At 57.7% G+C, this 22,699-nt stretch carries 12 protein-coding genes and 4 pseudogenes; 10 read left to right on the top strand and 6 right to left on the bottom strand.

From position 1 onward, the window contains the following. Positions 1-337: 337 nt before the first annotated feature. Positions 338-2,224 carry a hypothetical protein gene (locus AC0L3A_RS13165; RefSeq protein ID WP_473254500.1) on the bottom strand — a complete coding sequence of 629 codons (1,887 nt, stop codon included), beginning with the start codon at positions 2,222-2,224 and terminating at the stop codon, positions 338-340. A gap of 1,564 nt (positions 2,225-3,788) precedes the next feature. Between AC0L3A_RS13165 and AC0L3A_RS13160 the strand changes: the two genes are divergently transcribed. The 6 genes and pseudogenes from AC0L3A_RS13160 to AC0L3A_RS13135 form a co-directional block, all read left to right on the top strand. Next, positions 3,789-4,208, top strand: coding sequence for a DUF7694 domain-containing protein (locus AC0L3A_RS13160; RefSeq protein WP_094183635.1), 420 nt, complete (start codon positions 3,789-3,791; stop codon positions 4,206-4,208). Positions 4,209-4,719: 511 nt separating this feature from the next. After that, positions 4,720-5,570, top strand: a pseudogene (bioB, locus tag AC0L3A_RS13155) (biotin synthase BioB); the annotation flags it as partial. Continuing rightward, positions 5,536-5,873: pseudogene (locus AC0L3A_RS13150) on the top strand (aspartate 1-decarboxylase). The pseudogenes bioB and AC0L3A_RS13150, both read left to right, overlap by 35 nt. Positions 5,874-6,048: 175 nt before the next feature. Continuing rightward, positions 6,049-6,630 carry an aminotransferase class I/II-fold pyridoxal phosphate-dependent enzyme gene (locus AC0L3A_RS13145; protein ID WP_445818636.1) on the top strand — a complete coding sequence of 194 codons (582 nt, stop codon included), beginning with the start codon at positions 6,049-6,051 and terminating at the stop codon, positions 6,628-6,630. Between the two features lie 7 nt (positions 6,631-6,637). Further along, positions 6,638-7,143: pseudogene (bioD, locus tag AC0L3A_RS13140) on the top strand (ATP-dependent dethiobiotin synthetase BioD); the annotation flags it as partial. Next, positions 7,140-8,262, top strand: a pseudogene (locus AC0L3A_RS13135) (aminotransferase class III-fold pyridoxal phosphate-dependent enzyme); the annotation flags it as partial. The pseudogenes bioD and AC0L3A_RS13135, both read left to right, overlap by 4 nt. Positions 8,263-8,481: 219 nt before the next feature. Here AC0L3A_RS13135 and nolL read toward each other — a convergent pair. The 5 genes from nolL to AC0L3A_RS13110 all read right to left on the bottom strand — a co-directional run bounded on the left by nolL (position 8,482) and on the right by AC0L3A_RS13110 (position 14,231). Further along, on the bottom strand, positions 8,482-9,603 hold the full coding sequence (gene nolL / locus AC0L3A_RS13130) for a nodulation factor fucose acetyltransferase NolL (RefSeq protein WP_456766022.1): 1,122 nt from the start codon (positions 9,601-9,603) through the stop codon (positions 8,482-8,484). A 1,310-nt stretch (positions 9,604-10,913) separates the two neighbouring features. Then, positions 10,914-12,176: a diaminobutyrate--2-oxoglutarate transaminase gene (gene ectB / locus AC0L3A_RS13125; RefSeq protein WP_473254499.1), complete on the bottom strand. Its 1,263-nt coding sequence runs from the start codon at positions 12,174-12,176 to the stop codon at positions 10,914-10,916. A gap of 365 nt (positions 12,177-12,541) precedes the next feature. Then, positions 12,542-12,682, bottom strand: a complete 141-nt coding sequence (locus AC0L3A_RS13120; RefSeq protein WP_158091512.1) for a hypothetical protein — start codon at positions 12,680-12,682, stop codon at positions 12,542-12,544. 445 nt (positions 12,683-13,127) lie between these two features. Then, positions 13,128-13,517 (bottom strand): response regulator transcription factor, encoded by a 390-nt coding sequence (locus tag AC0L3A_RS13115; protein WP_007600141.1) that lies wholly within the window; start codon positions 13,515-13,517, stop codon positions 13,128-13,130. Positions 13,518-13,601: 84 nt separating this feature from the next. Continuing rightward, positions 13,602-14,231 (bottom strand): response regulator transcription factor, encoded by a 630-nt coding sequence (locus tag AC0L3A_RS13110; protein WP_088941395.1) that lies wholly within the window; start codon positions 14,229-14,231, stop codon positions 13,602-13,604. Between the two features lie 1,681 nt (positions 14,232-15,912). Between AC0L3A_RS13110 and AC0L3A_RS13105 the strand changes: the two genes are divergently transcribed. The 4 genes from AC0L3A_RS13105 to AC0L3A_RS13090 all read left to right on the top strand — a co-directional run bounded on the left by AC0L3A_RS13105 (position 15,913) and on the right by AC0L3A_RS13090 (position 22,691). After that, entirely contained in the window at positions 15,913-16,230 is a 318-nt protein-coding gene (locus AC0L3A_RS13105; protein ID WP_456766021.1) for a HipA N-terminal domain-containing protein, read from the top strand. Positions 16,231-16,356: 126 nt separating this feature from the next. Next, on the top strand, positions 16,357-16,656 hold the full coding sequence (locus AC0L3A_RS13100) for a HipA domain-containing protein (protein WP_246648954.1): 300 nt from the start codon (positions 16,357-16,359) through the stop codon (positions 16,654-16,656). Then, the gene (locus tag AC0L3A_RS13095; RefSeq protein ID WP_231189043.1) at positions 16,653-16,976 is read left to right on the top strand and encodes a hypothetical protein; all 324 of its coding nucleotides are present in this window, start codon (positions 16,653-16,655) and stop codon (positions 16,974-16,976) included. Before AC0L3A_RS13100 ends, AC0L3A_RS13095 begins: the two co-directional genes overlap by 4 nt. Positions 16,977-17,126: 150 nt before the next feature. After that, positions 17,127-22,691 (top strand): trifunctional serine/threonine-protein kinase/ATP-binding protein/sensor histidine kinase, encoded by a 5,565-nt coding sequence (locus tag AC0L3A_RS13090; RefSeq protein ID WP_456766020.1) that lies wholly within the window; start codon positions 17,127-17,129, stop codon positions 22,689-22,691. Positions 22,692-22,699: the final 8 nt, after the last annotated feature.

Raw genomic sequence — 22,699 nt, 5'->3', positions numbered from 1 at the left:
TCTCTTCTGGAAAATCCGTTGAACGCAGAGCGCCGAGCACCTGCAGAGATCTGCCGCGGCCGTTCAATGTACCATTCGACATAGTGCCGCCCGTCAAAACCTCGCTACTCACTACGCGTGGATCATTGCCTTTGATGGCCGAAAGTACGACCTGAAATCCGCTCCGCTGAAGAGCTTGCGAGCCCATCTCGTCGCCTATCTCGATCACCTCGCGCCTAAAAGTGTGGTGCCGTTGGTCGCGCCGCTTGCTCGCGTCATGTTGCATTGAGTTATCGTCCTTTGGAGCAGCGCCGCCCTTCGTGCCTTACGAGCGGTGTGCAGCCGTGTTCCGTTTGCTTCAAAACGCCGCATGACATGGTGTTCGTCGTCGGTCACCTAGCGCTGTCCAATTGCCGATAGCCGCAGCGGCTCGATGACAGATCGCCACTTCGGGCCACTTGGCTAACCCATTCGCCAAGTATGCGAACTCTTGCTCGGTGAAACGCGCAGTCCCGGTGAGGCGGCGCAGGACCTCCTGGGAGATTACGACGGCGACTTCGCGACAGGTGACCTCTTTCGGCCAGTGACTGAACGCACGCATGAGCTGAGCAAGCTCCTGCTCGCTAAAATCACAAACCTGGAAAGTGCGGCGAAGAATCTCCTGCGCGATGGCTACCGTCGCATGGCGAGAGATCTCCTCTTGTCGCCATTTGCTGAAGCCGTTGGCGAGGATCGCCAGTGCTCGACGCGTAAAATGAGAAAGCCGGTCGGAACGGCAGGCCCGAGAAAGGACCTCGTGCGCGATCGCAGTCTTAGCTTCGCGCAGCGGAACTTCCGTTGGCCATTTGCTGAAGCCGTTCAACAGAATAGCCAGTCCTTGCTGCGTAAAATCACAGAGCTGACCGGCCCGTCGGGCGCGGTAAACGACCTCCCGGGCGAGCGCAGCCGTCGCGTCGCGAAGAGACAGCTGTTGTGGCCACTTGCTGAACCCATTTACGAGGTTCGCCAGTGCCTGTTCAGTAATGCAGGAGACGCCGTCGGCGCGGTCACAGCGGGCGAGCACTTCACCGGCAATTTCAATTGTGGCTTGGCGGCAGCTCGGGTCCTGCCGCCATTTGCTGAAACCGTTTACCAGCACCCCGAGTTCCTGGTAACGAAAATAAGAGAGGCGCTCGGCACCGCGAGCGTGACGGATGACTTGATCCGCGATCGCGACGCTCGCCGCGAGACAGGCAACCTCCGCCGTCCATTTGCTGAAGCCGTTTACCAGACTCGCCAACTCATGGTGATCGACGGAAAGCCCGCGACGAACGAGTTCTCCTGCAATCTTGGCGGTGGCTTGCCGAGGCGCGAGCTCGCCCGGCCACCTGCTGAATCCGTTTACGAGCTTAGCCAGGCGCTGCTGACTGAAATCGGAGAGCTGATCGGAGCGGCGGAGAAGTTCGTTGCTGATCGCGATCGCTGCCTTGCGACAACTCGAATCTTCCGGCCGCTTGCTAAAGACGCTGATCAGATTCGCCAGCTGTTCCTGGGTAAAATCGGAGAGTCGATCGCTTCGGCGCACAAGCTCATCTGCGACGATCACAACCGCCGTGTGAAAGCGTTCCTCTGCTAGCCATTTTCCGACGCCGTTCACGAGCAATGATAGATGCCGCGGGGTGAGCGCTGAGAGGCGATCATCCGAACGCGTACGGCAAGAAATCTCAGTCGCGATCCTGAGAGCGGCTTCACGAACCGCCGGTTGATCCGGCCACTTGCTAAAGCCGCTTATCAGCAATGATAGGTGCTGGCCGGTTAGGTCCTGGAGCGGCTCGCTCTTGTCGCGGCAAACTTCAGCAATTCTGATCATGCCATCGCGGCAGTCGGAAGACGCAGGATGGCGGCCAAATGAACACGCAAAGAGCGAAAGTGATGTGAAGTCGACTTGTTCCATCAGTGCATCACTAAGGCGGGAGAGCTGAGCCGCCAGAGCTTTGGAAAGATCGGTACCTGCCTGACCGCCAGACTGCCGGCTGAGCGCATCACATATTGTGGCGTATTTCGATGCTAGCTTGAGGCGGATGTCTTCCTCAAATCGTGGAACAAATGCGATCCTGAACGCAGTCGCGGCCTTTCGCAGGAAGCGTGCGCGATTTGATCTCGTGAGTTGCTTGGAATCGTCGAATAGTGAACCTGAGAATGCGCGCACGTCCTGACAACGGCAAGCGTGCCTGATTGTTGCGAGAAGCTCATCGAGTGTGGCCATCGTTCGATTTGGTGGCTCTGAGTGCTCCGCGCGAACGTGCTGCTCGAAGCGGAGCCGGTCGAGTGAGACTGCTTGTCCAGGGCGCGTCATCTGTCGACCCTTCCCTGGCCAGGATCTCGAACTGAAATCGGATCGCGACATTGCTCACGCAAGCTGACTCGAGTTCGGACAGGTAGCGCTGGCGCCCTCACCCCGTAATGTCTGCTGCACAGGCCAAGTGCGTTCCGTCTGCAAGCCGTCGCTCCCAAGCCATCGGCAGGCGATCGTGGACGCTCGCCCGCAAGAAGACCCTACAATCTGACGCTGCGTCCGATTCAAGCCATTTATGTCGAGAGCCGCGCATTTCGCGCAGAATTCTGCGTGAACGGCCGGTGAAGCCAAATCTCGTCCATCATGCCGCGTGGCCCTTCCAATCGGCCTTCTCAACCGAGGGATTGCAGTGAAGCTTACTCGCCGCGCTTACGTTTCGCCCAGCGGGCTTGTCGCATGTCGGACATTAACAAAGCGAGTGACAGCGCTAACGGCAAATGAGGTGCTTTAGTGAAAGCCAGCCTACGGGATCTTACGTAGGGCCCGTGTCGCATTTTCTTGATCTAAACATTGCATCCTCTTTTGCATGAAGCAGAAAAATCTATTCTCAGACGCCAAACATTGGCGAGGCCGTGCGGAAGCGACCCGACTAAAAGCGGAGTCGATCGAGGACGACACATCTAGATGCAGGCTCCTCAAGGTCGCTGAGGAATATGACAAGCTGGCTCGCCTCGCGGAGGGGCGGCAAAGAAGCGAGCTTGACGGGCAGTTCTGATCGCTACCGGAGCGAACTGTGACTGCGGCCACCGAAGTCTCGCCGTGTTGGAGCTCGAGGCCCTCTAGGGCTGAACTGCGAAGCTTCGTCACGCGTTCCCTGGCCGTGGATCCATTGTGACCGGCCACATAGATGACGCATTGACGGTGTCTCAGGCGGTAACCGGCTAACCGCTCGACATGAAAAGGACTGAGATGAAAGCCCACCGTCAGATCGTCGCAAGAGCAAAGCCTCTCGTTGACGAGCTGGCGATACATTGGCGTCGCTTTGCATCATGTGCTGAAGCCGATGACGTCTGTTTGGTGCCAAACTAGCCGGTTCGCCGGATCATGCCGCGCCAAATGGCCTCCGCCGCCATTGTTGATCTAAGGCATTTCAGTCGGTTCTGGCATCAAGCACCAACGCCATACCTTGCGGACTTGTTTAGGCGAAGGGGCGGCAGCAGCTCCTGCAGGCCCGGCTTGCCGCGACAACCATCGTAGATGTCTGTGCCGATTGTCTGCATGAGGCAAGTTCGCAACGAAGGCACGAATGACGCGAAAATCCAAGGAAAGATTCAGATGTCGAAAGATAAACTGCAGGAGAAACTCTCCGCTGGACGATCCGGACAAAGCCGATGTTCGTCTTCCAACTAAGTTTGGTGCAGATGGTCCGCAGTAGTTGGGATTGCCCATGCCGGCGCGGCGGCCGGTCAATGTATGAGTCGGACAACACGAGTGGTGCCGGATTCGACCCTATCGGTCAAAAGAGGGAGGAGGTGTGAGGAAGCAAATTGTAGAAAGGCTCGAAGCGGGACGCGTGCGCGATGGCCGGTTCGCCACCGCACCCGGATCTGGTCCTTCCGGTCTCTTCTTCGTGCAGGGGCCTTGTGGCTGCCAGCTCAAGATCATCGGCTTCGTTCGTCCGGGATGGGAGCATGTCTCTGTGTCGACGCCTCGGCGATCTCCAAATTGGGAGGAGATGTGTCTCGCCAAAGATCTGTTTTGGCATCAGGAGGAATGCGTGATGCAGCTGCATCCTCCTCAGTCACAGTATGTGAACAACAGTCGCTATTGCCTGCATCTCTGGAGGCCGACCCGTCAGGTCATTCCGATGCCTCCGTCAGCCTTCGTGGGCATCGTCGGGCTGGGGCCGTCTGAAGCGGCAATTCTGTTTGCGCAGATGAGTGCCATGTCTTAACGGACCCGGCCGCATCGATGCCAAGTCGAGCGGCGGCACGTAATCGAGAGCGCAGTGGCGCTGGAGCCTAGGCGGCCACAGGCCCGCCAAGGGCCCGCGGGCACCACTCTGCGCACCAAAGGCCGCTGCGCTTCTCAAAGCGGCAAGGCACGCCGCAGAATCGGCTCGTCTATTGTGCGCAATATGACGCGCATAACAACGCCAGCGAGGAATCGGCCAGGTGACGAATTAGAGCGGATCGGTCGATCCGGTACACATTGCGGGCGGCCAAATCCTCGCATCAGTAAAAGACCTACGGGGCGCAACTACGTACGCATCGGCTAGTGACCTGGGTGAGGCGCGTCGGGCAGCGTTGTTGCGCGTGCCTCGATGCTGCGATCAAATCCTGGAAGGCGGGCCGGCTATTAGCCTGATATGCGCGCGATGGCCCGCGCAACTCGGCGATATTTCTCCTTCATTACCGGGCAAGAGTGCGTTTCCGGAGCTGCGCATGTGGGTGTTGCTTGTATCCAGTGGACTGAAGGCGGCTCGCTTGATGGATCGGTCTGACGTGGTCTCCGCCGCGCAACGGGCCAAGGCCGCCGGGGCGACCCGCTTCTGCGTGGCCGCGGCCTGGCGCAATCCAAAGGACCGCGACCTCGATCAGGTCTGCGATATGATTGCGGCCGTTAAAGATTTTGGCATGGAGACGTGCGTAATGCTCGGCATGCTCACGCCAAAGCACGCCGCACGGCTCGCCGATGCCGGCCTCGATTTCTACAATCACAACGTGGACACCTCGCCTGAGTTCTACCGCAGCATCATCACGACCCGGACCTTGCAAGAGCCAATCGACACTCTTACGCCCGTGCGCCAGGCGGGCATCAAAATCTGCTGCGGCGGAATTTTCGGCATCGGTGACGACGCCGAGGACCGTCTCGGCATGCTGCTACTGCTCGCCAATCTTCCGAACTATCCGGAAAGCATCCGGATCAAGCTCTGGAACAAGGTGAATGGCGTGCCGGTGAGGTTCACGGCGGAGCGTCCCGATCCGATTGCACTGGTGCGCCTGGTGGCGACCGCGCGGATCATGATGCCCAACAGCGTCATACGGTTGGCCGCCGGGCGTGAGTACATGACTGATGAACTCCAGGCCCTATGCTTCTTGGCTGGTGCGAATTCCATCTTTGTCGGCGATGTGTTGCTGACGACCAAAATCCGCAAGTTGACGGGGATGCAAGTGTGCTAGCCCGGCTCGGTATTATGCCTGACCGCTTAAGTCATCCAGAACAATGGGCGTGGCGCGCGCAAGCCATCAGCGTAGGTGAAGAAATGCAGATTGTCCTGATTGAAGGGAACGATTCATTGCACCTCGGTCACTGAATCCGACCTGCACTATGAAGGCTCGATCTCGATTGATCGTGCGCTGCTGGACGCGGCCGGTATCCGATTAACGTTCGCGTCGAACTGTACAACCTCGAGACGGGAACACTCTTTGCAACGTTTGTGACAGAAGCGCCACAAGGGTCCGGCACCGTAGACGTAAACGGTGCGGCGGCGCGACTGGCGATGCCCGCAGATAAGATAAGTATTGTTGCATACGCGTCACTTGACGAGGAGGATGCGAGCATCTTCAGGCCGCGCATTGTGCCGGCTGATCGAGAAAATCCCATCCTGCAAGTTTGAACCCACAAGCCAACGCGGGAAGACCCTGTCCGGCCAGTTGGGAGTTTTGCGGCGTCCATCGTTGCTCAGCGAGTGATGAATGAATTCCGTCATTGCGGGTATGTTGCTGTGCTGACAAGGCTGTCGCAACAAGACGACCTGCTCGTCCTTGATTCGCCGGTTCACTCCAGTATTCATGAAGGAGCGCGAACGGGCCGAGCAACGTTTCGAATCAGTGCCCATAACAATCCGCAGGCTATCGAAAGCGGCAATTTGCGACTGGCGCCCGGCCGCAGGAGCCTGGCGGGTCTGGATCGTAGTCGAGAGCCTCTACAGCATGGATGGCGAAGTCGCACCGCTTGGAGACCTGCTCGGGATCGCGCACCTGCACGACGCGTTCATGGTTGTCGACGAAGCTCATGCAACGGGCGTTTACGGCGAGCAAGGGCGAGGGCTCACGGCGGCCTATGAAGGACGCGAGAATCTCCTCGTTGTTCATACCTGCGGTAAGGCGCTCGGAGCTTCCGGCGCGCTTGTCACTGCCACAGGCGTGCTGCGCACGATCAATCGCTGTCGCCCGTTCATCTTCGCGACCGCTCGGTCGCTGTTGATGGCGGTGGCCGTGCGGGAGTCTCTCTTGATCCTGCAGGGGGAGCCGGAGCGAAGAACGGTTGACGAAGCTGGTCGCGTTCTTGCATCGGGAGATGGCTGTGCGAGGCGAGAGAAGTCCTTCGAATTCGCAGATCCTGCCCTATATCGTTGGCGAGAATCGTTTTGAAGGGGAGACCGATAGCCAGCTGGTTGCACGGCTGAGGGGTCTTCCGGCCGATCGGATCGTTCCGGAGCGTTACCGCCTTAAAATACCCGCTTCCCCGCATCATTCGGCCGAGATAGACGGAATTCGCATCGACCCGGATTCGCTCATCGGGCCGCAGGCTGGGGAGCGACCGCTCGTCATCGAAGGCGCCGGCGGGCTGATGGTGCCGCTGAACCGTAGCCCACTCTACATCGACATCTTCGAGCGGTGGCGGCTTCCCGTCGTGCTCCGCGCCCGCACGCTACTCGGGACCATCAATCACTCCCTGCTGCCGATTGAGGCCTTGCGAAAGCGCCAGATCGACATTCTTGGGATCGCATTATCGGGGGAAAGAAATGCTGAAACTGAAAGCGCAATTTGTGACATCGCGCGGGTGCGTTGGTTAGGCCGGCTGCCCTGGATTTCTCCTCTGACGGCAGACAGCCTACGGTCGTCTTCAAAGACTCGTTCATTTCCAGCGACTTCCAGCCATGAAGCCAAACAACAGGTGGCCCATCTGGCATCCATTCGCGCAGCATGCGCTTCACAAGAGATGACCAAGGTTGTGCGTAGCGACGGTGCTTATCTCCACACTGCGGATGATCATCGAATCATAGATGCAGTCGCATCCTGGTGGGGTCGTCACTCACGGCCATTGCCATCCGCAGATCGTGAGCGCGATTCACGAATAGGCCGGCAAATTGAAGCGAGTCATTTTCGCCGGCTACACGCATGATCCGGCCGAGGAGGTCGCTCGGCTCCTTTTGAAACTCATAACCCAAGGCTTGGACCATGTGTTCTACTCGGACAGTGGCTCAGCCGCTTGAAGTCGCCCTTGAACATGGCACTCGGCTATTGGCACAATAGAGGCAAACAGGGAACACGCATCGTTGTCAAGCACTCCCATCACGGCGACACGTTCGGCGCGATGTCGATTGGTGCCCGCGGTGTCTTCAACGCGGCGTACGGACCGCTCCTGTTCGACCTGACCTCAATGCCATTCCCTGCGAGCGGTCGTGAGCAGGCAACGCTTGATGTGCTTGAATCAGCATGTCGGCACGAAAATCGCGCAGCCCTTATTGTCGAGCCTGGTGTTGAGGCAGGCGGAATGCTGAGGTACCCAACTTGGGTGCTAAGTGAGATGAAGCGGATCTGCGAGGCGTCGGACGTCCTGTTCATTGCCGATGAGGTCATGACGGGCTGGAGCCGCACCGGAACAATCTCGCCTGTGAGCAGGCCAATGTTGTGCCAGATAGAGCGTGCTATTCAAGGGCCTCACGGGAGGGGCGCTGCCGCTCGCTGTGACACTGTGCTGGCCAGGGATTTTCGATGCTCATTACTCGAAAGACCGTACGCACATTCCTTCACTCGAGTTCGTTCACGGCAAATCCGCTGGCCTGTGCCGCCGCCAAGGCTAACCTGGAACTGTGGAAAGACAGGTCAGACGCATTGCTGCGCTCGCAACCATGCAAGAGCAGGCAATTGAACCATTCCGCGGCGATCCGCGCTTTGCAAACGTTCGCCGTAGCGGCGCCATCACAGTGCACTCGATCTGAAGACGAAGGATACCGGCCATTGGCAGGCGTCGGCCCGAAGCTTCACGCCTTCTTTAGGAGTCTGAGTTGTCGTCGGCTTCCGGAACGAGTTGAGAGTGCCTTGCCATAAGGTGCCGAAATGGACGATGGTTACTCGCATGTTACGTTACTCTATGCCGACCGGCTCGGCCGGTGGACGCCGACGCCGCCCGATCGGGCTTCGAACGCTATTCCGGCGGCAGCACAAGGCGATGCCATCGCAACATCCTGCCGTACTCGGACGATCAAATGCATACAGCTAGTTCATTGCGGGTTTGGCTCGCGGGAGACCTGACCGCGGTGGCATTCCAAGGACGAGCTGAGACAGATATGGAATGCCGCGAACAGTCGAGCGGACCACTAGCGCGATCGCAACAATTGCCGCCCCGAGCAGACCCGCGATGATCAACTGGGTCGTGAGATCCCAAAGTTCTCCGAGCTGTATGAAATCCATTAGACGGAACACGGTACCCTGGACAAGGTAGAGCAGCAGCGTGGTCTGGCCCAACTCCATAGCTATAAAGCGGGCGATTCGGGTTGAGTGGCTAAAGCGCCAGCATTGCAGCAAGAGTTCGATGGCGATTGCTGAGGCAGCTGCAGCGCCAACAAACATCAGAAGCACGTCTTTGGCCGACCGAAAATCGTGAATTAGTCCAAGATTATTGTAGACATAAGTGTCCTTGCCCCAGGCTACAAAACATACGCAAGTCAAGACCGAGAGAAATAAAATCAAGAGCGGCTTGTGAGATCGCGATGTAGTCGTCCATCGTTCGTTCGATTGAGCAAACAAGAATCCCAAGCAGAAGAACGGGTAAGTGAACCTGATCAAGGGTGATATGGAGAACGTCAGAGGAACGAGTGCAATCAGTATCGCTGAGCCAGATATGACCAACGATCGGTGGCTCAGCCTGGTGAGTATCTTGATGAGAAGGTAAGAAACAAACGTGGCCCAGATGAACCAGTATGTGCCGGCAAGATCGTCTACAAATTCCAAAAGTCCGGTAGTTAGGCTGGTCGCGCGCCACAATGCCGCTGACTTAGCTGTCTCCATGAGCGCCCACCAAAACAGCATGGGCAGTAAGAGCTGCGTCGCACGGGCGATGGCGGCCTGAGTGAACGACTTCTGCAGCAACGATCGAGAAGAAAGATAGCCGCTTATCGCCATAAAGAGTGGCATGTGAAACATATAGATTGCTTTGTAGTACGGCGAATACCAAAAGCCGCCGTCTCGATAGATGACATACTGGATCAGGTGCCCAACGATTACCAAGACAATGAGCGCACCTTTCGCGAAATCTAAGCTCAGATCTCGATCGCTTGCCCCGGTCGTGCGCGAGCTCGGGGCCATTATTCCAGTCACGCGTTGCAATCTATCAAACATCTAGATATCTGTTGTTGATGAGCCGGCGGCCCGTTGTCCGCTTCTTCTGCCTCATTTTTGGTTGAGACGAAAGGTGATGGTGGGAGTTTTTGGAAGGGCAACAAGCTCAACTGGTTAGGCCTTGAGGAACTAGCCGTGGGCCGAGCATCTCTGTACGCCTCAGCAAACTGTGCGGTAGAGAGCCGATATTTGGTTTGAGACGCTGGGCTAGCAGTGCGGGCACGGCATGCTAGTTGCAGACGCGGCTCTGGGAGGAAGACTGTCGCACTCAGTCTCCCACTCAGCCCGACGCATCTCGGACCCGGCAGATGCGTCGGGCTTCTTCGGTTCGCCCAGCATAGTCGACATTTGGTCCCGTCGACGCCGGGGTGATCAAGCTAACGGGGCGTCTGATAGCTGAACTCGATCACGCCAACTTGGGCTATGGCATCGGGCTGGGGGGCACACGGATATCGGTGCTCCGAGTTGTGGAGCAAAAGCCGAGGACCAACGCTTTTTGAATTGAGCTGCTCGTTCGGCTTCGTGCAACTCACGCCTGAACCGCGCTTGCCGTGACGACTTTTGTCGTAAAGCCGCCGCCGCAGTGATTGCTGCCGCATTTATGGTGTAAACGGCTCGGCTGGATCGCAGCTGCGGAATGTCTACGGTCCTGACAAAGTCCGCACCCGTGTGATGGACACGTGCTCATGAAAGCCAGGCGTGAAACGGGCTGCGCGTGTGGAGTACCATCTCTAGCTGAAGCTCGTCGCTTATGTGCATCCGGGGGAGGCCTGGTTGATCGTACTTGGGCGGATGACCAACTGCGTTCGAGCAACATGACCTAATGCTGCAAGGAGGCCAGATCTAACGCAGGAGTGCGTGAAAGAGCACGGTCAGATGGGCGTGCGCGACGTCGCCGAGGCAGGCTTCTCGATCAATATCAGCTGAGCTTGGCGTGGGGATGAGGCGGTAGATCGCAGCGGCGGGCGGACTCTCCTCACTTGTGGACTGGCTTAGATGCGATCGTCATTCAATAACTCTTCGCGCAGCACTTTGAAGGCCTACTACACCATTCGACTCCGCTCCGCCAACGAGGTCGCCTTCGGCGGACCTAGGGGGCTCCACACTCACGTGTTGCGGACCAAGCAGGGAGCAAGGCGTTCTTCGCGCACCAGCGACTCAGCGGATCACAAACAGCGCTGGCGTTCAGGCGTTAGCTCCACATTATTGCCTCACAACCCCTGACCGTTTCGGCGCGAAGCAAGGGCCGACGCCAGTGTCGCTGGCGGCGATGCTGTCGCTAGGACCAGTGTCTCTCGTGCGCCGGCAGGTTAGCTTGGTCGGGTCAACTTCAAGGTTTCAGTCAATGACTCCTCGAATATATCGAGCCCTTGTTCCAACGTTTCTTCGGCGATCGTAAGTGCAGGCAAAAACTTGACAACCTGATCCGTCGGTCCGCATCGCTCGATAATCAATCCCTTCACAAATGCTCTCCGTGACGTCGCCTCCGCGATCTCGCTCGTTTTGCAATCGAAGCCGCATACCATGCCGCGTCCACGAACGGCAAACTCGTTTCCGTGCTGATGCGCGATAGCATCGAGTCGACGCCGCATAAATGCACCCAAGCGTTGGATCTGTTGCCAGAACGTCTGGTTGCGCCAATACAGATCCAATGCCGCCTTGCCAGAAACGAGTGCAAGGTTGTTTCCGCGAAATGTTCCCGTATGCTCGCCTGGTTCCCATGCGTCGATCGCTTCCTTGATCAAGAGCATCGACAATGGCAAGCCGTAACCACTCAGCGATTTCGACATCACGACAATGTCTGGCGACAACGCAGCGAACTCGAAGCTGAAGAACTCACCTGTGCGACCACAGCCCATTTGGATATCGTCAACTATGAAAATAGCTCCGACCTCTTTTGCCAAAGCCTGCATTGACTGCAGCCATTCCTTGCCGGCGACGTTAATGCCTCCCTCTCCTTGCACGGTTTCGACGAGAATGGCGGCTGGAAGATCAGTACCACTGCTCTCGTCCATTAACACCTTTCGAACGTAATCCGCCGGACTGTACGAGGAGCCAAGATACCCATCATAGGGCATGAAAGTTGTGCCGGATAAGGGAATCCCGCTGGCTTTACGGTAAAAGCGGTTACCGCTCGCGGCTGTGGCTCCCAAGCTTTGGCCGTGATATCCGTTCGTGAAAGAAATGACGTTGTGACGCCCTGTGATTTTACGCGAGAGCTTTAGAGCTGCTTCAACGGCGTTAGCTCCTGTAGGCCCGGTGAATTGAAAGCGATAGGAAAGATTCCGTTCCCGAAGAATAACAGAGCTAAAGGTCTCCATGAATTCGACTTTTGCTGGAGTGGCCATGTCCAAGCCGTGGACGACCCCGTCCGACTCCAGATAGTCGCTGATTGCTGCTTTGATCTGCTGATTGTTGTGGCCATAGTTTAGCGTTCCAGCGCCAGACAGAAAGTCTATGACCTTTCGGCCGCCCTCTGTGAACATAATTGAACCGCGCGCCCCATTGAAGACAGCAGGAAAGGAACGTGAGTACGCACGCACATTGGACTCTAGCGTTTCAATTGTCTTCATTCGGCTCCCCTGTGTACTCCAACCATGCGGTCGTCGCGTCGACCAGACAATCTGCCCGATGAAACAACGCGGGCCAACATCGTGCAGGACTGGCAGGCCATACCGCGGGTTCCGCGCCTCTCGGCATCGTTTGGGTTGCGCGTAGCGCATCTAAAAATCAGCTCCAACGGGTTACCTGAGAACCAGGCGGAACAAAGCTACCATCTCTAGTAGCTTCGTCCCCATCCAGCGACGGCCCCCGTGTTAAGTCATCTTTCGCGAACGGGTTTACCTAGCCGCGCGGGAAGACGTTGCGCATGCGTGCGGTACCTTGCGTCAGGATACCGCGAGCCGGAAGCGACATGCTCAGGCCACGGTCTCAGGGACTAGAAGGACACGCCCGCCGCCCGACCGGTTTTGGCCTTGCGCTTGGTCGACACAATCGCCGGGCAGTCGTCGGCGTGGATGCGTTCGGCAGCAAAGGCATGGCTTGAGATCGAATCTGCCAGCGGCACTTGTGTTGCCATTCCAACGGATGCGTAAGCTTCCGGTGCTTCAGTCCGAAGAGTTGCTGGGATCGAACCGAATTTAGCGGATCTGGCGGTGCAAACCGTTGGATCCGCCAACATTCGATCTGCCAACATACGTCTTTGCGGCTTCTCGGAATTCCGCAGCGAACGTCTTGACAAACTCCGTGATGTTGGCCGCGATCGCCGCCTCCTTTTCCCCCAACTCGGCGGCCGGACCCGTGGCGCTTTCGCGCCGAACTCAGCAATGGTTGTCGCACTCAAGATCGCGCGCTCCTGGGTTAACGCGACGAGCGCTTCGGCCTCGTCGGATTACGCGATCATACGAGAGGCATGTTGTCAGGGGCCCGAACTAGCAAGTGCTTCAACCAGACGTCAATCGCGCGTTGATCGACATCGTGAGCGCCGCGCGAGCGCGGCTTGGTCCAGATTGCTTGCCCCGCTTTCAGGCGTTTGTTCCGGGACGGTGCTCGCGGAGTACTTCATCGACGCAGGCCATCAACTCCAGAGCGGGAAACGGTTTAGCGAAAAAGCCGGTCACGCCGGCGCTCAAAGCGCGGGCTCGCGTGCGATCATCCGCGAAGGCAGTAATCAAAATGAATGGCGCAGCGTGGCCTTGGGCCCGCATCTGTTCTAAAAGTTCAAAGCCGCTCATCGTGGGCATCTGCACGTCTGCAATTACACAGGACGTGCTGTTCAATTGAGACGACTCCAGGAATTCCTCGGCCGAAGCAAACGTATGAACGATGTGGCCCTGTGATTTCAAGAGGTTGTTCAGCGCGACACGAATTGAAGGATCATCGTCGACAACGGAAATAGTGTTAGACAAGACCACCCGTCCTGGTTGGGCGAAGGCACTGGCCGAAGCATGGCGGCCAGCTGAAGGGTGCGCGTGTACGAAGAAATTGTAAAATCATACTTAGGTTTGTACTCTGAAACGGTCGGTCCCAATTCCCAGCCTCTCCGCCATTCTAATCAAATCGGCTAGTGATCGAGCACCCATCTTCTTCATCACGTGCCCCCGGTAGATTTTGACTGTAATCTCGGCAAGCCCGAGTTCCGCGGCTACCTGTTTGTTCAAGAGGCCCGTGGCGACCAGTCTCAAGACATCCTGCTCTCGTGGACTTAGAGCCTCGAACAAGGACTGCAGCTTCGTGACAACCTTGTCTATAGCTCGTCTCTTGCGATCCTGTTCGATCGCTGCGACCACTCCATCGAGCAGTTCCTGATCGCGAAACGGCTTGCCGAGAAAATCGATTGCTCCATTCTTCATCGCTTTGACGGTCATCGGAATATCGCCATGAGCGGTGATGAAAATAATGGGAATGTGAACCTTCAGTTTGGCTAATTCAATCTGGAGCTCCAGCCCGCTCAAGCCCGGCAGTCTGATATCAAGCACAAGGCAGCTGGGAACATCAGGAAGCTCGCTCTGGAGCAGTTCTTGGGCCGATCCGAAAGCAACAACGTCTAGACCGATCGAACGAAACAGGTTGACGAGCGATTCGCGCATTGAGAGGTCGTCGTCGACGACCAACACGCTCGGTCTCACCTCCGGCCCTTCGACAGTTGCGGCTTGCTTCCGCGGTTCAGAGCGCTTGGTCACGATAAAAGCCTCACTTTTGCAATCGTGGTAGAAGTTCCGTGGAGCCACGACCAAAGGTTGCTCGTGGCGGCCTTCTCAGGAGCTTTCGCGCAGTGCAAATCTCTGAGATCTTCCAGGTATGCGAACGGCCAGCCGTTTGCGTGCGTAAGACATTATCACGAAAGTCTAGCAAAAAGGGCCCGAGTGGTCGAGAACTGGCTTCCGTCTGTCCGCCGTCCCGTTGGAACGGCCCGGCGGCATTGATCAAATCAATCAGCAGCCAAGTTGAGGCGCTCGCTCTAGCTGGCGGCGGATGCCGCTTGGCATCCCCGTTCAGGCGCATGAGGCGTCGGCGGACTCTCGTTAAGCGGCCGGATCAAAATGCCCGCCGCCTCGGTAGCTGCACGCGGGGGCGCGAGCTGAGCGAATTGGGGCCAATGTGCCTGTGCATGCGCCGATCCCGCCGGCGTTGTTGAGATCGGCATGAGGCGTAGACTATCGCACCCGCAGCAAAGAAAATGGACATCAGAACGAGTAGCAGCGGCATCAGCACATAAATTCTTTTTTGCGTCGTCAGAGCGCCTGTGAGTTGCGTCTTTAGCGAGCTTGGGAAAGCACCTTGCATCGGTTTCGTACAACCTGACGCATGGTGCGATTCAAGTCCTTTCGGTCGTGCTTTGTAGGAAATGTAATCATCTCGAGCTGCGGGGGCGCCCACGTTCGTGCGTCCTGCCGATTGCTTCGCTGCTCGTATCCGAAGATGATGTGTGTAATTCAAATGGAGAGGGCGCATTCGCGGGATTGGCGGGCACCATAGGTGCGTATCGAGCACGCTGATTCGAAGCTTAGCTCCTCAATGCCGCAGTATAGGGCTGAAACTGGCTCGAGCGGTCCGCTTGGAGCAGCCGCCAACCGCCCACTAGCTCATCAATCTTCCGACGCAACTCATTAAGGCGGCCCGGCGCACTCCTTTGAGAAGAAGTGTGCCGGGTTCGCCCCACATCGCCAGTACATCCGTGGTGATGGTGTCCCAGATGATGTGACCCGCGTGGCAAAACTGAGACTCGTTTAGCAGCCAAAGTAGATGGTGACTCCCTGCTACTTCACACAGACGGGAAAGGCTTGAATCGTACGTAGGGTCACGTTGTACATGTCTTTTAGATTGATCGAGTTAGCATCTCTCGAGCCGACTAGGTGGAGTTCGTAGTTGGCAAGTTAGATCTGTCGCAGCGCGACTGGGACGAGAAGGCGTTCCGCTGTTCTCCAGTGGCTGGGATCTCCAGTCGGAGGGTTTCGGAAGCTTCATGCGGTGTTTGGAGTCGTCCGTTGGCCTGCGTCCTGGCCCCGGGTGGTCGAGCGTGAACGAGATCGTCTTAACGGCCCACTGTCGTGCTGACATTGCGGGGTTGTTCGCCAATCCAAGGCTGGTGGCCGGCCTTGGTCAGGGCAAGGAACACGTCGTTCAGGATCGCAGCCGTCTCCGTTCGAAAGGGCTATCGAAGAAGGGCTCGCTGGAACCCAGCTTGTAAGGAGCGTCGCTGGGTTTTAGGCAGCGCACCCATCTTCGTCGAGGAGATGACGGATCAAAGTATGTGCCGATCCGAGATTGCCCACAAAGCGAACCTTGTGCTCTCCTCATCCGAAGCCGGTGAACGCGCATTGCAAAACACCATTCGTCGGCGCAATCGACTTTCAGTACGATCCGTCCTGGCTTGCCTGGGAGCATGCGCTGCCCGTGTCGCTATCTCTGCTCTGCGTGAGGGACCGCTATATCGGTGCCGCTGTCGTCGCCGTTTCCGACAATCTCCTGCCCGACAGCATGCCCATCCGCCATCGTATGGCGGAGCGAGTCCACGCTCAGGGCATCGACGCTTACAACCTACTCATTGGTGTCGGACGGGACTGCGTCGGTCCATTGCAATTCCTGCCGGACGGCATCGAACCCGGCCGCTGCCGGGGCTGTTGACGGCAGACCCGTTGACGACGAGAATCGCCCCGCTTCTCGGCGACCTTTGCATCGGCTCTCCTTGAGCTTGGTGAGGACGAGGACTTTCGGATCTCGATCGCCGGCGCCCAGGAAAAGACCGCGCTCTTGTTCTGGAAAGGGCGTTGGTACAAGCCGCTGGCGACTACAGCCACGACGCACATTCTCAAACCGCGGATTGACCGACTACCGAACGGCCTCAATCTTTCCTACAGCGTCGAGAATGAGTTCTTCTGCCAGCTGACAGCAGCTCTCGGACTTCCGAGCGCCGCCATCGCGATCGAGGAGTTTGAAGGCAACCGTGTGCTCGTGGTTGAGAGGTTCGATCGCCGCTGGACCGGCGACAACCGTCCCCTACATTTGCCTCAAGAGGATTGCTGCCAGGCTTTGTCCGTGCCGCCGCCTTGAAATACGAATCAGAGGGCGGCCCAGTATTCCAGCTATCTTTAACCTTTTCGTGGCAACCCAGCGGCATCACGCAGTTTCGGGCGCTCCAGCCGGGCGAGTTGTTCCTCTTCAAAGTAGACGTGCCAAACAACTTCATTGTTAGTGGCGGCATTTTCGGCCACACGTCAATCGAGCCGCTGTCCTTGGCGTGGGAAGCCTTCGGCTTGAGTCGCTCTATCGCGAAGGACTCCTTCCGCGCCGGCGCGCTGCGTAGTCCGGAGCCGCCGCCCGGGCTCGAGCTGCGCGCAGGGCTGCGCTCGATCGACACGATCGGGCTCTAACATACAGCTTGCGTCCGTTATATTGTGCTTGCTGCGGGCTCTCTTTGGCGGCCATGATCCGGACCCTGCAGCGAATTTTGTGAAGTTCCTTCACAATGGCGCCTCTTATGTGTCAGATTTGGCGCGCGTCTTCTTAGTCTGGTCAGGCAAATGCCGCGCGCCCCTCCCAGCCGAAATGTGTTCGGCTCAAATCTCGACAACGACATCCAGCCCCTGTGGAGGGACGGAGGTCGTGTGTTCTGCCGTGCGTGGCGGCAAATCAACGGCAGCAAGGCTGTCGTGCTTCTCGTGCGGCCCACCGGGGAAGACCCCGCCACGATCGAGTGCCTCGCCCACGAGTATGAGCTGAGAGAGGAGCTAGATGAGGCATGGGCGGTGCGACCTCTGGAACTCATCCGGGAAGCTGGTCGTACCATGCTGGTCCTGGAGGATCCATGCGGCGAGCCGCTGCTAAACTTAGTTGGAGTCGGCATGGAGCCTCAGCGCTTCCTGCGCCTTGCTATTGGTGTCACGAGGTCCGTGGGCAAGCTCCACCGCCGCGGCTTAATCCACAAGGACCTGAAACCCGGTCACATTCTGGTCAATTGTCCTGACGAACAAGTGCGACTCACCGGATTCGGGCTGGCGTCCCGGCTTTCCCGCGAGCGGGTGCCGCTTGAGCCTGCCGAGTTCATCGCCGGCTCGCTGCCCTACATGGCGCCCGAGCAGACCGGACGAATGAATCGCTCGGTCGACTCTCGCAGTGATCTCTATTCACTTGGGGTGATATTCTACCAGATGCTGACCGGCGCGCTGCCGTTCACGGGCTCAGACCCGTTGGAGTGGATTCATTGTCATATTGCAAGAAAAGCAACACCGCCCCTCGAGAAATCGCAAAATGTCCCGGAGCCAATCTCTCACATTGCGATGAAACTCCTCGCGAAAACCGCCGAGGAACGCTACCAGACTGCCGCTGGCCTTGAACACGATCTGCAACACTGTCTGGCAGCATGGGCCAACCATGGTCGCATCGAGCCTTTTGAACTTGGCGCAGACGACACACCTGATCGGTTGATCGTCCCCGAGAAGCTCTATGGGAGAGCCCGCGAGATCGAGACCTTGCTTGGCTCTTTCGATCGAGCGGTGAAGAGCGGCGCGCCGAGGTTGGTGCTGGTTGCCGGTTATTCCGGCATCGGTAAGTCTTCGCTCGTCCAGGAGCTACACAAAGTACTCGTGCCCTATCGCGGGCTCTTGGCATCAGGCAAATTCGACCAAGTGAAGCGCGATGTGCCATATGCGACACTAGTGCAGACCTTTCAGAGCCTTGTGCGTCCTCTTCTCAGCAAAAGTGAGGGCGAACTCGCGACTTGGCGGCAGGCGTTCCGGGAGGCGCTCGGTGGGAATGGACGGCTGATGGTCGAATTGATCCCCGATTTGAGCCTTGTTATCGGCGAGCAGCCCGCGGTTGCTGAGCTTCCAGCCCGCCAAGCGCAAATCCGTTTCCAGCTCGTGTTTCGTCGCTTTATTGGCGTGTTCGCCCGGCGAACCCATCCATTGGTGCTCTTCCTCGATGATTTGCAGTGGTATGACGCCGCAACACTCGACCTGATCGAGGATCTGCTGACCCAGCCGGATCTGCACCTGCTGCTTATTGGAGCTTACCGCAGCAACGAAGTTGATGCAGATCATCCGCTCAAACGCAAGCTCGAGTCCATCGGGAGAGCCGGCCTAAATCTACAGGAGATCACGCTATCGCCGCTCAGCGCAGACGACGTCGGGCAGTTGGTTGCGCATACCCTTCGCTGCGGACCAAAACGCGCTGCCCCGCTTGCGAAGTTGGTGCATCAGAAGACGATGGGCAATCCGTTCTTCGCCGTTCAATTCTTGTCTGAACTAGCCGGAGAGCAGCTGTTGACGTTCGATCACGTGTCGGCGCGCTGGCGTTGGGATCTGCAGCAAATTCACGCAAAAGCGTACACCGAGAACGTCGTCGATCTGATGCTCGGCAAGCTCATCCGGCTGCCCAAGGAAACGCAGGAAGCGCTGCAACAGCTGGCCTGTTTCGGCAACATCGCCGGGACGGCGGAGCTTGCGATTGTGCTCGAAATTCCAGAGGAGCAAGTGCACGCGACCGTGTGGCCGGCAATCCGGCAGGAACTGATCGTGCGGCATGGGACAGCCTACCGCTTTGTCCACGATCGCGTTCAAGAGGCGGCCTACTTGCTGATGCCGGAATCCTCGCGCGCTCCTTCCCATCTGCGGATCGGTCGGATGCTCGCGGCACACATCCCTGCGCACAAACGCGAAGAGGCCATCTTCGACATTGTCAGTCAGCTCAATCGAGGCGTCGCGCTCATCGCTTCCGATCAGGAGCGAGAGCAGCTCGCCGAGTTGAACTTGATCGCAGGGCAGCGTGCCAAGGCCTCGGCGGCCTACGCCTCGGCGCTAGCATATTTCACCGTCGGTGCTGCGCTGCTCGCGCCCAATTTTTGGCAAAGGCGCCGCGAGCTCGCGTTCGCACTCGAGACCAGCCGGGCCGAATGCGAATTCTTGGTAGGCCAGCTGGAGATTGCAGAGCGTCTCTTGTCCGCACTGTCGAAGCGAGCTTTGAACGGGCCACAACGAGCAACGGTCGCATGTTTGCGGGTCGATCTTTACTTGACGCTGGGTCAGCACGGCCGGGCAGTGCTCATAGGTCTCGAATATCTTCGCGACGTCGGGATCGAGTGGTCGCAGCGTCCGACGGACCATGAAATGCTGGCCGAATATCAGCGGATGTGGTCACAGCTGCCCGACGCAATCGAGGATCTTGCTGGTTTGCCTCGAATGACAGACCAGGCCAAGCTTGCCACGCTCGCCGTGTTGACGCGGATTCTTCCGGCTGCAGGTTTCACAGACGCCAATTTATCCGCTTTAGTGATCTGCCGAGCGGTCAGCATCAGCCTCGAATACGGCAACACTGATGCTTCCTGCGCCCATTACGCATGGTTAGGCCGAATCTCGGCCGGACGCTTCGGTGACTACCAAGCGGCCGATAAATTTGGTCGTCTTGCTTGCGATCTGGCTGATCGCGGCGAGTTCTCTCGTTTTCGGGCTCACGTCTATTTGGCCGTCGGAGCCACCGTGATCCCGTGGACGAAGCCGCTTAGAGACGGCCGAGTTTTGATCCGGCGAGCCCTCGAAGCCGCGGTCAGTAGCGGTGATGTCATCTATGAGGCGTACAGTTCGGTCCATCTAACCGGAAGTATGATGATGGCCGGAGATCACCTGAAAGAGGTACAGAACGAGTTAGAGAAAAGCGCTGCTACGATCCGGAACAGAAAGGTACAATTTGCTGCTGAGGCGGTAGCCGCTCAGCTCGCAATCGTCAGAACCATGCGCGGCCTCACGCGCTCGCTCGGTTGCTTCGACGACCAACAATTTGACGAGCTAGACGTTGAACGATCGTTGGCAGGAAGTCCGGAGTCACCTAGCGAAACCGTTTACTGGATCCGCAAACTTCAGGCGCGCTTCCTATCCGGCGATTATGCTGCGGCTGTTGAGGCTCGCTCGAAGGCCGAGCCCAAACTATGGACCATACCAACAGAGCCCTTGACCGCGGAGTTTCACTTTTATGGTGCGCTGTCTCACTCGTGTTATTGCGACAGGCTGGGCGAAGGCGAACAACAGCCACACCGAGATGTCATTGATGCTCATTACAGGCAACTGCAGACATGGGCGACGAATTGCCCCGACAACTTCGAGAATCGGGCTGCCTTGGTCGGCGCTGAAATTGCGAGGTTAGAATGCCGGGATGCAGACGCAATGCGACTGTACGAACACTCAATCCAAACCGCAGGACGTAACGGTTTCCCCCACCACGAGGGGATCGCTTGTGAACTTGCAGCGCGCTTTTATGCTGCACGCGGTTTTGCCAGGATCTCCCGGGTTTACCTGCAGGACGCGCGGCGCGGCTACCTTCGTTGGGGAGCGGATGGTAAGGTGCGTCAACTCGAGGAGCTGCATCCGCATCTCATGCATCAGGAGCCCCCGCTTGCCGTGAATGGCATGACGATCGGAGCTCCGGTTGAGCAACTTGATCTGGCGACGGTGATCAAAGTGTCGCAGGCGATTTCCGGCGAGATTGTGCTTCAGAAGCTAATTGACAAGCTTATGCGGACTACCATTGAGCAGGCCGGCGCCGAAAGAGGTGTGTTGATTCTGCTGCATGGCGACGAGCCACGGATCGAAGCGGAAGGCAAAACGGTAGCAGATGCGCTCGTTATAAAGGTGGATGAACAGCCCGTAACTCCGATGGCTCTTCCCGAATCCGTGCTGCAATTCGTGCTACGTGTCCGCGAAAACGTGGTTCTCGAAGACGCTGTCGTCCAGCCTTCATTTGCCGAAGATCCTTATATCCGCGAGCGCAAAGCGCGTTCTATTCTTTGCCTGCCACTCATCACGCAGGGCAAGCTGATCGGCGTACTTTATCTGGAGAATAATCTCGCCCCGCGCATATTCTCGGCTGCCCGAACATCAATGCAGAAAATGCTTGCCTCTCAAGCTGCAACAGCGCTCGAAAACAGCCGGTTGTACAGCGAAGTTCAGCAACGGGAGGCGAAAATCCGGCGCTTGCTCGACGCTAACATCATCGGAATCTTTATCATTCACGAAGGGGGCGAGATCATCGAAGCAAATCAAGCCTTCCTCACGATGGTTGGATACGAGCAAGAAGATCTCCTCGCAGGCCGAGTGAACGGTCTCGATCTGACGCCTCCAGAATGGCACGAGCGCACAATGGATGCTCACACAGAAGCAAAAAGGACCGGAGCTGTTCAGCAGTTCGAGAAAGAGTATGTTCGGAAGGATGGCAGTCGCGTGCCAGTGCTCATTGGCCTCGCCGTGTTCGATGCGCGAGAGGACCAAGGTGTTGGCTTCGTCCTGGACCTGACAGAACGAAAGAGAGCGGAAGCGGAGGCCCGCGAAAGCGAACGGCGCTATCGCGAGACTCTGATGGGCCTTGCACATGCCAATCGGATCACGACAATGGGACATCTGGCCGCCTCGATCGCGCATGAGGTGAACCAGCCGATTGCCGCGATCAGCAGTAATGCGGGGGCGGGGCTAAATTGGCTCGGTGCTCAACCGCCAAATCTGGAAGAGGTTCGGCAGACCTTCGGTTTGATTGTTCGTGACAGTATGCGCGCAGGAAACGTGATCCGTCGGATCCGCGCTCTTATGAACAAAGCGCCCATGCAAACCGAGCTTCTTGCAATTGACGAATTGATCTTAGAGGTGTTGGCCCTAGTCCGCGCGGAACTTGCACAAAATGACGTGTGGGTGCAAACCCGAAGGCCTGAGGCTTTGCCGCTCGTTCGGGCAGATCGCGTTCAGGTACGGCAGGTGATTCTCAATCTGATCACGAATGCCATCGAGGCTATGAGCGAGATCAACGAAGGCGAACGCGAATTACTGATCACGACGCGCACAGATGGCTCGAATAATGTATTGGTCAGCTTTCGGGATACAGGTCCAGGACTCGATCCAAACAGCGCAGACCGTATGTTCGAGGCGTTCTACACCACCAAGTCAGAAGGCATGGGCATGGGGCTGGCCATTTGCCATTCCATTATTGAGGCGCATGGGGGCCGGATCTGGGCGGGCGCCAATGATCCTCACGGGGCCTTCTTTCAGTTCAGCATACCCGTTGCGCCGGAGGGCGTCGAGCAGGCGAAACAGGTCTCTTGGACGCCTTAGGCCGAATT

It is taken from the genome of Bradyrhizobium sp. MI1.3 (assembly GCF_055811695.1).
The sequence above is the reverse complement of the archived record's forward strand: the minus strand, read 5'-3'. Positions and strand labels throughout refer to the sequence as shown.

Coding starts and splice junctions, on each gene's coding strand:
- AC0L3A_RS13165 (WP_473254500.1), bottom strand. CDS start 2,224: ATGGCCACACTCGATGAGCTTCTCGCAACAATCAGGCACGCTTGCCGT.
- AC0L3A_RS13145 (WP_445818636.1), top strand. CDS start 6,049: ATGAAGGAGCGCGAACGGGCCGAGCAACGTTTCGAATCAGTGCCCATA.
- nolL (WP_456766022.1), bottom strand. CDS start 9,603: ATGTTTGATAGATTGCAACGCGTGACTGGAATAATGGCCCCGAGCTCG.
- ectB (WP_473254499.1), bottom strand. CDS start 12,176: ATGAAGACAATTGAAACGCTAGAGTCCAATGTGCGTGCGTACTCACGT.
- AC0L3A_RS13120 (WP_158091512.1), bottom strand. CDS start 12,682: ATGGCAACACAAGTGCCGCTGGCAGATTCGATCTCAAGCCATGCCTTT.
- AC0L3A_RS13090 (WP_456766020.1), top strand. CDS start 17,127: ATGCCGCGCGCCCCTCCCAGCCGAAATGTGTTCGGCTCAAATCTCGAC.